The sequence below is a fragment of the Shewanella sp. MR-4 genome (assembly GCF_000014685.1).
Taxonomy (GTDB): Bacteria; Pseudomonadota; Gammaproteobacteria; order Enterobacterales; family Shewanellaceae; genus Shewanella.
On the sequence record NC_008321.1, the window covers coordinates 1,201,313 to 1,213,897 of the forward strand.

The following is a 12,585-nucleotide window of genomic DNA, read 5'->3' on the forward strand; positions in this document are numbered from 1 at the left end:
CATAACTCTTTGTTCGTTTACCCACTTTAGTGAAAAGATAGACCTTTGTCATCATTATCTGCTCTTTATCTATTGTTCCTAATTGCAGTATACTTACGCGCGTAATTCAAGGTCATTAATTAAGGAATGGGTCACGTGAATCCAATTGTAAAGAGTTTTGAGTATGGTCAACATACAGTCACCCTGGAAACAGGTGTCATTGCACGTCAAGCAGACGCTGCCGTTTTAGCTAGCATGGGTGACACGACAGTGTTAGTCACTGTTGTTGGTAAAAAAGAAGCTGAAGCCGGTCGTGACTTCTTTCCTCTGACTGTTAACTATCAAGAAAAGACCTACGCAGCGGGTAAAATTCCTGGTGGTTTCTTTAAGCGTGAAGGCCGTCCTTCAGAAGATGAGACATTAATCGCTCGCCTGATCGACCGTCCAATTCGTCCTCTTTTCCCTAATGGCTTCACAAACGAAGTTCAAGTGATCATCACTGTAGTATCCGTCGATCCACAAATCGAGCCGGATATTATTTCGATGATTGGTACTTCGGCTGCGCTTGCTATTTCGGGTATCCCATTCAGCGGCCCATTAGGTGCAGCGCGTGTGGGTTACATCAATGGCGAATACGTGCTGAACCCAACGGTTACTCAGTTAGCAAACAGCCAACTGAACCTGGTTGTTGCTGGTACTGAGGGCGCGGTATTGATGGTTGAGTCAGAAGCTCAAGCCTTACCAGAAGAAGTGATGTTAGGCTCAGTGGTTTATGGCCATGACCAACAACAAGTGGTTATCAAAGCGATTGCTGAATTCAAAGCAGAAGCGGGTAAACCAGCTTGGAATTGGACTGCACCTGTTGCCAACGAAGCCTTAGTTGCTCAAGTTAAAGAATTAGCCGAAGTCGGTTTAGCGCAAGCGTATCAAATTCAAGTTAAACAAGAGCGTTATGCTCAAGTTGCTGTGGTTAAAGCTGCTGCTAAAGAAGCGCTGTTGGCTGCAAACCCAGAAGTGGATTTACGTGAAGTTGACGGTCTGCTCGGTAGCTTAGAGAAGAAAGTGGTTCGTGGTCGCATCATCCGTGGTGAGCCGCGTATCGACGGTCGTGAGCCAGACATGGTTCGCGCATTAAGCGTATTAGCAGGCGTATTACCACGTACTCACGGTAGTGCACTGTTTACCCGTGGCGAAACTCAAGCACTGGTAACTTGTACACTAGGTACTGAGCGTGACGCACAAAAGATTGATAGCATCATGGGCGAGCGTACTAACCGCTTTATGCTGCACTACAACTTCCCTCCTTACTCAGTCGGTGAGACAGGTATGGTGGGTTCACCTAAGCGTCGCGAAATCGGTCACGGCAAGTTAGCATGGCGCGGTATTAACGCAGTCATGCCATCTGCTGAAGAATTCCCATACAGTGTTCGTGTGGTTTCTGAAATCACTGAATCTAACGGTTCAAGCTCTATGGCATCAGTGTGTGGTACGTCTCTTGCGCTGATGGATGCTGGTGTTCCAATCAAGACTTCTGTAGCGGGTATCGCTATGGGTCTAGTAAAAGAAGGCGACAACTTTGTTGTTCTGTCTGACATCTTAGGTGATGAAGACCACTTAGGTGACATGGACTTCAAAGTAGCCGGTACTCGTGATGGTGTTACTGCACTGCAGATGGACATCAAGATCGAAGGTATCACCAAAGAAATCATGGAAATTGCACTGCAACAAGCCTACGGCGCACGTGTACATATCCTGAACGTGATGGACCAAGCGATTGGTTCACACCGTGATGATATCTCTGACCACGCTCCACGTATCACAACTATCAAGATCAACCCAGAGAAGATCCGTGATGTTATCGGTAAAGGCGGCGCGGTTATTCGTGCTCTGACCGAAGAAACCGGCACCACAATTGAACTGGAAGATGATGGTACAGTGAAGATTGCTTCGTCAAATGGTGAAGCGACCAAAGAAGCGATCCGTCGTATCGAAGAAATCACTTCAGAAGTTGAAGTGGGTCGTATCTACAACGGTAAAGTTATCCGTATCGTAGACTTCGGTGCCTTCGTAAACATTCTGCCAGGCAAAGATGGTTTAGTGCACATTTCGCAAATCAGCGATGAGCGTGTTGCTAACGTCTCTGACCACCTTGAACTGAACCAAGAAGTGACCGTTAAGGTAATGGAAGTGGATCGTCAAGGTCGTGTAAGACTGTCAATCAAAGAAGCACAGACTAAAGAAGCCGCTGCTGAATAATCGTCTTTACTGACATTATCGGCGTCAGTTTTGATATGACGTGACTAAAAGGAGATCAATTGATCTCCTTTTTGTTTGTTTAGGTTTAATAAAATTGCGTTTAATGCTATTCCTCAATAGCAGTCCTGAAGTGGGATTGCTATCATGAATGTTCTTCTGCGTGGGTTGGGAATCTAAAAAGGTAGAAATGGATGAGTCTTAAAATTAGAACCGCTGTTGTTGCTGTGCTGGCGGGTGCCAGTTTGATGTTGGCTGGATGTGCGACCACTAAGTCTCCCTTAGACAACCAAAATGACGTTGAAGGCAAGTTAGTCATCGCCCCTGTGATGCCTGACTATAAAGTTGAAGTCACCCTTGCCAAGCTGAACGAAATTTTATCGGCGGTTGAACTAACAAACGAGCAGCGCGCACGTTTTCATTACGATCGTGGCGTGATTTACGACAGCGTTGGTTTACGCTTAATGGCGCGCATCGATTTTATGCAGGCGCTTAAACTGCAACCCGACTTAGCCGATGCCTATAACTTCCTTGGTATTTATTACACCCAAGAAGGTGAATACGATAGTGCCTATGAGGCGTTTGATGGTGTATTAGAGCTGTCGCCAAACTATGACTATGCCTACTTGAATCGCGGCATTGCGCTTTATTATGGCGATCGGAACGATCTCGCCTTAAAAGATATGCAAGCATTTTACGCTGGCGATAATAAAGATGGTTATCGCGCACTGTGGTTATATCTCATTCAGTCAAAGGATAACGCCGAAGAAGCTAAACGTCAGTTACAGGAACACCGTAAGGGACTGGAAGCCGATGCCTGGTCAACCGTGATTGTTGATTATTACCTCGGTGCTAAGAGCCGCGAGCAGGTTTTTGCCGACGCCAAGTTAGGCCTGACTCACCCTAAAGAATATGCTGAGCGTCTCTGTGAAGCGTATTTCTACCTCGCGAAAATCGAAATTGCCAAGAATCAATACCAAGAGGCAGCGAATTATTTCCGTCTTGCCCTCGCGACCAATATCTATGACTTTGTTGAGCACAGATACGCGCGAATTGAGCTAGCTAAAGTTAAAGGTTTGCTCGAAGGCACAAAATAAGCCATATCGCCCGAGGTACATCTCGGGCTTTACCTAGCCAAGTACGCACTGAGGCGCTATAATTTGCGCCTTTTTTAGCGATACGAGTGCATAGGTTAAATGTCAGACAATAAAGTAGAGGTCGATAAACGTCGCACCTTCGCGATTATATCGCACCCCGACGCGGGTAAAACCACCATTACCGAAAAAGTGCTGTTATTCGGAAACGCGCTGCAGAAAGCGGGTACCGTTAAGGGCAAAAAATCGGGTCAGCACGCTAAGTCTGACTGGATGGAAATGGAAAAAGACCGTGGTATTTCAATTACAACGTCTGTCATGCAGTTCCCCTATGGTGGCGCGCTCGTTAACCTACTCGACACTCCCGGCCACGAAGACTTCTCGGAAGATACGTACCGCACCTTGACTGCGGTTGACTCTTGCCTGATGGTTATCGACTCGGCAAAAGGGGTAGAAGACCGAACCATCAAATTGATGGAAGTGACGCGTCTGCGCGATACGCCAATCGTGACCTTTATGAACAAACTCGACCGTGATATTCGCGATCCCATCGAGCTGATGGATGAGGTTGAGGATGTACTCAATATCGCCTGTGCGCCTATTACTTGGCCTATCGGTAGTGGCAAAGAGTTTAAGGGTGTTTACCATATTCTGCGTGATGAAGTGGTACTGTACCAGAGCGGTATGGGACACACGATTCAAGAGCGCCGCGTGATCGAAGGCATTGATAACCCGGAGCTGGACAAAGCGATCGGTAGTTATGCTGCTGATTTACGTGACGAAATGGAACTGGTTCGCGGTGCATCCAACGAATTTGATCACCAAGCTTTCTTAAAGGGTGAGCTCACGCCAGTCTTCTTCGGTACCGCATTGGGTAACTTCGGTGTTGACCATATCCTCGATGGTATTGTGGAGTGGGCGCCAAAGCCGCTGCCTCGTGAAAGCGATGCGCGGATGATCATGCCTGACGAAGAAAAATTCACCGGTTTTGTGTTTAAAATCCAAGCTAACATGGATCCTAAACACCGTGACCGCGTTGCCTTTATGCGCGTTTGCTCTGGTCGCTATGAGCAAGGCATGAAGATGCACCATGTGCGCATCGGTAAAGATGTTAACGTCAGCGATGCCTTGACCTTTATGGCGGGTGACCGTGAGCGCGCCGAAGTGGCGTATCCTGGTGATATTATTGGTTTGCATAACCATGGGACAATCCGTATCGGTGATACTTTCACTCAAGGTGAAAAGTTCCGCTTTACCGGTGTGCCTAACTTTGCGCCAGAAATGTTTCGCCGTATTCGTCTGCGGGATCCGCTCAAGCAAAAACAATTGCTTAAGGGCCTAGTACAATTGTCTGAAGAAGGCGCCGTACAGGTGTTCCGTCCATTAGATACCAACGATCTAATCGTCGGCGCCGTGGGTGTGCTGCAGTTTGAAGTGGTTGTCGGCCGCTTAAAGAGCGAGTACAACGTTGAAGCGATTTACGAAGGTATTAGCGTTTCAACGGCACGCTGGGTTTATTGTAAAGATGAGCGTAAGCTAGAAGAGTTCCGCCGTAAGTGTAGCCAAAACTTGGCACTCGATGGTGGTGATAACTTAACTTACATTGCGCCAACTATGGTTAACTTAAACCTTTCGATGGAAAGATACCCTGATATCGAGTTCGCTAAGACGCGCGAACACTAGCAGGGCAAGTTCTCTCGTTCAAGAAGGCGGTAAATCACCGCCTTTTTTGTCTCTAAAATTTGTGGGAGCGACCTATGATTCATTGGATCACTCAGGCGTGGCGTGCCTATATTCGTTGGTGTGACAAGATGGGGCTGACGCCAGAGAATCGCCGTTGTTGTATGCCGCGATTGGAAGATCCGCCCTTAGCCCGTAATAAAGCGGATTGCCAAGTGACGACTCAAGCACCCAATGGAGAAACAAAATCGGAGTAACAATTGATGATGCTAGATACTCATGCGCACCTCGATTTCGTTGAGTTTGATAGTGACCGCGAACAGGTCGTGCAGCGTATGCGACAAGCGGGCATCGACAATCTGATCATCCCGGGAGTTTCTCCCGAGCATTGGCCAAAACAATTGGCGATTGCTGAACAATATCAGTGTTATTTTGCCTTAGGGATCCATCCTTGGTTTTGCCCCGAAGATGTTGATAAGGCCATCACAGAATTAACATTTCAGGTTTCTCAGTTACGAGAATGTCCCCGTTTTGTTGCTATTGGTGAATGTGGTTTAGACAAACTTTATGCTGATAATTGGAGTCAGCAGTTAGCCTTTTTTGACGCGCAACTCACCCTTGCCCATGAGCTGAACCTGCCCGTTATTGTCCATGCCGTCAGAGCTCACCAAGAAGTGTTATCCCATTTAAAACGCCATAAACTCGCCAAAGGTGGCGTAATACACGCCTTTTCTGGCAGCCCCGATATTGCGACCGAATATATCAAGCTGGGTTTTAAGTTAGGAATTGGCGGATTAGTCATGAATCCTAATGCGAAAAAACTGCTTAAAACCGTCAGCGAATTGCCCCTAGACAGCTTCCTACTTGAGACTGATTCTCCTGCCATGACCCCGTTAAATGTTATCGAAAAACGGAATCAACCCGCTAATGCTGTACTTTTTATAGACAAAATCGCAACTTTGCAAAAAAAATCTAGTGTTCTAATATCAGAACACTTGGTGTCAAATGCAATGCAACTGTTTGACCTTTAGTTGTTTTTGGTTAAACAGGTGTAGGTCGCAATAGCATTTTGCTCTAAGCGGTTGAAATTAAACTCCAAAATTTTGATCAAAACGACGATTTTCGACTTTCTCTCGGGTATAATCTGACTCGGAAATAGGTTGATTAACAACATAATTAAAAAGTGTTAACAATAGGGTGATGGTTAATGAATATATTGATGAGCTTAGTAGGGGTGGTCGTCCTACTTGCGATAGGTTTCCTCCTATCGAATAACAAAAAAGCAATTAACTTGCGTACTGTGGGTGGTGCATTAGCCATCCAGGCCGCCTTCGGTGGTTTTGTACTGTACGTTCCTGTCGGTAAAGATATCCTAAAAAGTGTATCTGACGCGGTTTCTAGCGTTATCGGTTATGCACAAAACGGTATCGGCTTCCTGTTTGGTGATTTAGCTAACTTCAAACTTGGCTTTATCTTCGCGGTAAACGTGTTGCCAGTTATCGTGTTCTTCTCTTCTCTGATCGCCGTTCTGTACTACTTAGGCATCATGCAGTGGATCATCCGTATCATCGGTGGTGGTCTGCAAAAAGCATTAGGCACAAGCCGTACAGAATCTATGTCTGCTACTGCTAACATCTTCGTTGGTCAAACTGAAGCGCCGTTAGTGGTTCGTCCATTCATCCCAACTATGACTCAATCAGAACTGTTTGCGATCATGGTGGGTGGTTTAGCTTCTATCGCAGGTTCAGTACTTGCTGGTTACGCGCAAATGGGCGTGCCTATTGAGTACTTAGTTGCTGCGTCATTCATGGCGGCACCAGGTGGTCTATTAATGGCTAAACTGATGCACCCAGAGACTGAAGTTGCTAAAAACGACATGGATGAATTACCAGAAGATCCTGATAAGCCAGCTAACGTATTAGACGCAGCTGCTGCGGGTGCTTCATCTGGTATGCACTTAGCGTTAAACGTTGGTGCAATGCTGTTAGCCTTCGTTGGTTTGATCGCAATGATCAACGGCATCATCGGTGGTGTAGGTGGTTGGTTCGGTGTTGAAGGTTTAACACTGGAACTGATCCTTGGTTACATCTTCATGCCTTTAGCTTTCTTAATCGGTGTACCTTGGAACGAAGCACTGGTTGCTGGTTCTTTCATCGGTCAGAAAATCGTTGTTAACGAATTCGTTGCTTACCTGAACTTTGCGCCATACCTAAAAGACATCGCTGATGGCGGTATGGTTGTTGCTGAAACTGGCTTAGCAATGACTGACAGAACCAAAGCGATTATTTCGTTTGCACTGTGTGGTTTCGCTAACTTGTCTTCAATTGCGATTCTGCTCGGTGGTTTAGGTGCTATGGCTCCTAACCGTCGTCACGATTTAGCTAAGTTAGGTATCCGTGCTGTTATCGCCGGTTCTTTAGCTAACTTAATGAGTGCAACAATTGCAGGTCTGTTCTTAGCTATCTAAGTATAGGCGTGTAGGGGAGACGATCCCCGCTTACTGGGTCCTGACCATGCAGGGCAGGACCTAAGTTAATTCAACCATTTTCCAGTAGTGATTCCTGTAGTGAATAGTTTCTCCGATTGTATAGGCCTGATTACAACTAAACTTTAGCTGTGATGCTGTCTTACGGTCGTGACATACGGTTAAGTTAATTACTCGTAAACAACAAGTCGCGACTTTGTTCACAATTAAGAATTTTGTGTTCGTGATTTTACACTAGATTATTGAGATTTTTTTTAATCGAGGTAGAATGCGAGCGCCACAAAAAGAACGCTACCCTAGATGGTAGCAAACAAAATAATGGGGTTGATGATGAAAAACGTTAAAACTTTAGCTTTAGCTGCTACAGCAGTAGCTGCAATCTCTGGTAACGCATTTGCTGCAGATCGTACAGACCTTCACGGTTCTGACTACAAGTGGATGCAGTTCAACGCTATGTACTCTATCGGCGAAAAGCCTGATAACCCAGCTTCTGGCGACCAACACAACTACTTAGAAATGGAGTTCGGCGGCCGCTCTGGTATTTTCGATCTCTATGGTTATGTTGACGTATTCAACTTAGCAAACGAGAGCAGCAAAGACGGTGACAAGAACCCAGGTTCAGGCACCAGCAAACTGTTCATGAAATTTGCTCCACGTGTTTCTATCGATGCATTAACGGGCAAAGATTTATCTTTCGGTCCAATCCAAGAAGTTTACTTCTCTACTCTGTTCAACTGGGACGGTCTGAACGGTGAAGGCGTTAACTCTACTTTCTGGGGTGTTGGTGCTGACGTAAACGTGCCTTGGTTAGGCAAAACAGGTATGAACCTGTACGGTTACTACGACATGAACGCGAAAGAGTGGAACGGTTACCAATTCTCTGCTAACTGGTTCAAGCCTTTCTACTTCTTCGACAACAAGAGCTTCCTGTCATTCCAAGGTTATATCGATTACCAATTCGGTGCTGACGAAGACAAGACTGCTTTCGTACCAAAAACCTCTAACGGTGGTAACATCTTCTTCGGTCTATACTGGCACTCAGATCGTTACGCTCTGGGCTATGGCCTGAAAGGCTTCAAAGACGTTTACCTGTTAGAAGACGGTGCTGGTGCACTAGCTCTAGAATCAACAGGTTGGTCTCACTACCTGTCAGCTACTTACAAGTTCTAATTTCTTGTAAGAGCCGTTGGAGCCGCGATGGCGGCTCCATCTTTTATGTGTCATGAATCTTTATCTAAACCCATTTATAATTTGAGCAGTGCGTTTATATAAAGGTTTGTGTTTTTCTCGCGCTAAAACGGATTTTTCGCGGAAAAGTAGGAACAAGACATTATTCGTATCCTCTCTTCCGGTCTTCAAGGATTCAAGTCGTGATCACTTATAGTTAATTTAAGTGTCAGGATGCCTATGTGTTATGTATAGGCAAGATTGAATACCTAATAAACATGTAATTTGCCCTACACAAATTACTCGGCATCGCCTGAAGGCCCGGCCAATAAAAATAATCACAATAATGCCACCTCTAAGCGTTGCTTATAAGCGACTGATTTCTATTTATTTGTTTTTCTTTTGGAGAGCTATTATGACTGATTTAAAAAAAGCAGCACAACGCGCCATCGAACTTATGGATTTAACTACCTTAAACGATGACGATACCGATCAGAAGGTGATCGACCTGTGTCACAAAGCCGTGACGCCAGCGGGTAATACTGCTGCCATCTGTATCTATCCTCGCTTCATTCCTATTGCACGTAAGACCCTCGATGAGCTGGGCGCTGAAGACATTCAAATCGCGACAGTAACCAACTTCCCACACGGTAACGATGATATTGCTATTGCAGTATTAGAAACCCGTGCCGCCGTTGCCTATGGTGCCGATGAAGTTGACGTGGTATTCCCTTACCGCGCGCTGATGGAAGGTAACGAAAGTGTCGGTTACGAGTTAGTTAAAGCCTGTAAAGAAGCCTGTGGCGATGTATTACTGAAAGTGATCATCGAATCTGGTGTATTAGCCGATCCTGCGCTTATCCGCCGCGCCTCTGAACTGTCTATCGATGCGGGTGCTGATTTTATCAAGACCTCTACCGGTAAAGTACCAGTCAACGCGACCATTGAAGCGGCCGAAATCATGCTGACTGTGATCAGTGAAAAGAACACCAAAGTGGGCTTTAAGCCTGCTGGCGGCGTACGTGATGCTGCTCAAGCTGCAGAGTTTTTAGGTGTGGCTGAGCGTATTCTCGGTGCGGATTGGGTCTCTCCACGTACCTTTAGATTTGGTGCTTCAAGCTTACTCAACAGCTTGTTACACACATTAGAATTAGCCGATGCGCCTAAGCCGACTCAAGGTTATTAATCGAACATTGCATCTCGATTAATACCAAAATCGTATATCGAAACTAATTAAGTGTGACCTAAATCTAGTTGGAAACATCAAAACTTCGATAGCATGTAATTGTAATATTGCTACAGTTTTGATGTTTCATTGCAAAGCTAAATAACGGATATGTTGTATTAGTATTTAGCTTGGAGGCAGTATCATGTTTCTAGCTCAGGAAATTATACGTAAGAAACGCAATGGGTTAGCCTTAAGCGCCGAAGAGATCCAGTTCTTCGTTAAGGGTATAACCACTAATGCAGTGTCGGAAGGTCAGATCGCCGCATTAGGCATGGCTGTGTATTTTAATGACATGAATATGGATGAAAGAATCGCTTTGACCACGGCAATGCGCGATTCTGGCACTGTACTCAATTGGCAATCACTTGGTCTTAATGGCCCAGTCATCGATAAACACAGTACTGGTGGTGTCGGTGATGTGATTAGTCTCATGCTCGGCCCCATGGCTGCGGCTTGCGGTGGTTATGTGCCGATGATTTCGGGTCGCGGACTCGGACACACAGGCGGTACGCTCGATAAGTTCGACGCTATTCCCGGTTATCAAACCGAACCTTCGAGTGAATTGTTCCGCAAAGTAGTTAAAGACGTTGGTGTGGCGATTATCGGCCAAACTGGCGATCTGGTTCCCGCCGATAAACGTTTTTATTCCATCCGTGACAACACTGCGACCGTTGAATCCATCTCCCTCATTACCGCCTCTATTCTCTCTAAGAAATTAGCTTGTAGTCTCGATGCATTGGCGATGGACGTCAAAGTCGGTAGCGGCGCATTTATGCCAACCTACGAAGCCTCTGAAGAGCTTGCACGCAGTATTGCGGCGGTAGCTAATGGCGCAGGCACTAAAACGACGGCCTTACTCACCGACATGAACCAAGTATTGGCCTCATGTGCGGGTAATGCGGTTGAAGTGAAAGAAGCCATCGACTTCCTAACTGGTGCTTATCGTAATCCTCGTCTGTACGCTGTGACTATGGGGCTTTGTGCCGAGATGTTACTCCTAGGCGGCCTCGCCACCGATGAAGCGGATGCCCGTGCCAAGTTAAATCGAGTATTAGATAACGGCCGCGCTGCCGAGATCTTTGGCAAGATGGTTTCAGGCCTCGGTGGCCCAGTCGATTTTGTTGAAAATTACAGTAAGTACTTACCGCAATCGCAAATTATTCGCCCTGTCTTTGCGGATACCCAAGGTTATGCCCACAGCATGGACACCCGTGAACTCGGTTTAGCCGTGGTTACCTTAGGTGGTGGTCGTCGCAAGCCTGGTGATGCACTCGACTACAGTGTTGGTCTGACGCAAGTCTGTGCCCTTGGCGATAAGATTGATGCTTCAACGCCGATTGCCGTGATCCACGCGCAATCTGAAGATGCCTTTGCTCAGGCGGAAGAAGCCGTGAAAAAAGCGATTCGTATTGATGAAGTCGCTCCAGAAAAAACACCTGAGATCTATGCTTATATCCGAGCAGCGGATCTTTAAGGAAGAATTATGAAACGTACAGTTATAATGATGTTGGATTCCTTTGGCGTGGGCGCCGCTGGCGATGCCGCCAAGTTTGGGGATCTAGGTTCTGATACTTTTGGCCATATCGCTAAAGCGTGTGCCGAAGGTAAAGCCGATATCGGCCGTGAAGGCCCGTTAACGCTGCCAAACTTGGCGCGTTTAGGTTTAGCCCATGCGGCGATGGAAAGCACTGGGGCGTTTGCTCCAGGCTTTGCGGACGATGTTGAGCTGATTGGTGCCTATGGCCACGCTCAGGAATTAAGTTCGGGTAAAGATACTCCGAGCGGTCACTGGGAAATGGCGGGTGTGCCCGTATTATTCGACTGGGGCTATTTCAGCGAGCACCAAAACTCGTTCCCTAAAGAGCTGACAGATAAGATTCTCGCCCGTGCAGGACTCGATGGCTTTTTAGGTAACTGCCATGCTTCTGGTACCACGATTCTGGAAGAATTAGGCGAAGAGCACATGCGTTCTGGCAAGCCGATTTTTTACACTTCGGCGGATTCGGTATTCCAGATTGCCTGCCATGAAGGCACATTTGGTTTAGAAAATTTATATCGTCTTTGCGAAATCGCCCGCGAAGAGTTAGAGCCTTACAACATTGGCCGCGTGATTGCGCGTCCATTCGATGGCACTGGCCCAAGCGATTTTGCTCGTACTGGTAACCGTAAGGATTACTCCCTCGAGCCGCCAGCGAAGACGGTATTAGATAAGTTAAAAGCCGCCGGTGGTGAAGTGGTGAGTGTGGGCAAGATTGCCGATATTTACGCTTACTGTGGTATCACCAAAAAGGTGAAGGCAAACGGTTTAGAAGCGCTATTTGATGCGACTTTAGACGAAGTGAAATCAGCGGGTGAAAATACTATTGTATTCACTAACTTTGTTGATTTTGACTCCCACTATGGTCACCGCCGTGATGTGGCAGGTTATGCGAAAGGGCTGGAGTATTTCGACTCGCGTTTACCTGAAATGCTCGCGCTGCTGGATGAGGACGATCTATTAATCCTCACCGCTGATCATGGTTGCGACCCAACATGGCAAGGTACGGATCATACCCGTGAATATGTGCCTGTATTGGCCTATGGCGCAGGGCTAAAAGCCGGTTCACTCGGTCGCCGTAACAGTTTCGCCGATATCGGCCAATCTATCGCAAGCTACTTCAAGCTTGAGCCGATGGAATACGGTGAGTCGTTTATCTAAG

The 12,585-nt window shown here is 46.6% G+C and carries 10 protein-coding genes; all 10 read left to right on the forward strand.

Features of this window, described 5'->3' with window-relative positions:
* Nucleotides 1-135: 135 nt before the first annotated feature.
* Nucleotides 136-2,235, forward strand: a complete 2,100-nt coding sequence (pnp, locus tag SHEWMR4_RS05390; protein ID WP_011621822.1) for a polyribonucleotide nucleotidyltransferase — start codon at nt 136-138, stop codon at nt 2,233-2,235.
* Nucleotides 2,236-2,426: 191 nt separating this feature from the next.
* Nucleotides 2,427-3,329: a lipoprotein NlpI gene (nlpI, locus tag SHEWMR4_RS05395; protein ID WP_011621823.1), complete on the forward strand. Its 903-nt coding sequence runs from the start codon at nt 2,427-2,429 to the stop codon at nt 3,327-3,329.
* 99 nt (nt 3,330-3,428) lie between these two features.
* The gene (prfC, locus tag SHEWMR4_RS05400; protein WP_011621824.1) at nt 3,429-5,009 is read left to right on the forward strand and encodes a peptide chain release factor 3; all 1,581 of its coding nucleotides are present in this window, start codon (nt 3,429-3,431) and stop codon (nt 5,007-5,009) included.
* Nucleotides 5,010-5,083: 74 nt separating this feature from the next.
* Complete coding sequence (locus SHEWMR4_RS05405; RefSeq protein ID WP_041408720.1) at nt 5,084-5,263, forward strand: hypothetical protein; 180 nt, start codon at nt 5,084-5,086, stop codon at nt 5,261-5,263.
* Between the two features lie 9 nt (nt 5,264-5,272).
* Nucleotides 5,273-6,037: a TatD family hydrolase gene (locus SHEWMR4_RS05410; protein WP_041408987.1), complete on the forward strand. Its 765-nt coding sequence runs from the start codon at nt 5,273-5,275 to the stop codon at nt 6,035-6,037.
* A 176-nt stretch (nt 6,038-6,213) separates the two neighbouring features.
* On the forward strand, nt 6,214-7,473 hold the full coding sequence (locus SHEWMR4_RS05415; protein WP_011621826.1) for a NupC/NupG family nucleoside CNT transporter: 1,260 nt from the start codon (nt 6,214-6,216) through the stop codon (nt 7,471-7,473).
* 348 nt (nt 7,474-7,821) lie between these two features.
* Nucleotides 7,822-8,661, forward strand: a complete 840-nt coding sequence (locus tag SHEWMR4_RS05420) for an outer membrane protein OmpK (RefSeq protein WP_011621827.1) — start codon at nt 7,822-7,824, stop codon at nt 8,659-8,661.
* A gap of 412 nt (nt 8,662-9,073) precedes the next feature.
* Complete coding sequence (deoC, locus tag SHEWMR4_RS05425) at nt 9,074-9,844, forward strand: deoxyribose-phosphate aldolase (RefSeq protein ID WP_011621828.1); 771 nt, start codon at nt 9,074-9,076, stop codon at nt 9,842-9,844.
* A gap of 184 nt (nt 9,845-10,028) precedes the next feature.
* Nucleotides 10,029-11,360: a thymidine phosphorylase gene (gene deoA / locus SHEWMR4_RS05430; RefSeq protein ID WP_011621829.1), complete on the forward strand. Its 1,332-nt coding sequence runs from the start codon at nt 10,029-10,031 to the stop codon at nt 11,358-11,360.
* 9 nt (nt 11,361-11,369) lie between these two features.
* Entirely contained in the window at nt 11,370-12,584 is a 1,215-nt protein-coding gene (locus SHEWMR4_RS05435; protein WP_011621830.1) for a phosphopentomutase, read from the forward strand.
* Nucleotide 12,585 lies beyond the last annotated feature (1 nt).

What these genes read in the sequence shown, in the direction of transcription:
- nlpI (WP_011621823.1), top strand. Translation starts at nt 2,427, where the DNA reads ATGAGTCTTAAAATTAGAACCGCTGTTGTTGCTGTGCTGGCGGGTGCC.
- prfC (WP_011621824.1), top strand. Translation starts at nt 3,429, where the DNA reads ATGTCAGACAATAAAGTAGAGGTCGATAAACGTCGCACCTTCGCGATT.
- SHEWMR4_RS05405 (WP_041408720.1), top strand. Translation starts at nt 5,084, where the DNA reads ATGATTCATTGGATCACTCAGGCGTGGCGTGCCTATATTCGTTGGTGT.
- SHEWMR4_RS05410 (WP_041408987.1), top strand. Translation starts at nt 5,273, where the DNA reads ATGCTAGATACTCATGCGCACCTCGATTTCGTTGAGTTTGATAGTGAC.
- SHEWMR4_RS05415 (WP_011621826.1), top strand. Translation starts at nt 6,214, where the DNA reads ATGAATATATTGATGAGCTTAGTAGGGGTGGTCGTCCTACTTGCGATA.
- SHEWMR4_RS05420 (WP_011621827.1), top strand. Translation starts at nt 7,822, where the DNA reads ATGAAAAACGTTAAAACTTTAGCTTTAGCTGCTACAGCAGTAGCTGCA.
- deoC (WP_011621828.1), top strand. Translation starts at nt 9,074, where the DNA reads ATGACTGATTTAAAAAAAGCAGCACAACGCGCCATCGAACTTATGGAT.
- deoA (WP_011621829.1), top strand. Translation starts at nt 10,029, where the DNA reads ATGTTTCTAGCTCAGGAAATTATACGTAAGAAACGCAATGGGTTAGCC.
- SHEWMR4_RS05435 (WP_011621830.1), top strand. Translation starts at nt 11,370, where the DNA reads ATGAAACGTACAGTTATAATGATGTTGGATTCCTTTGGCGTGGGCGCC.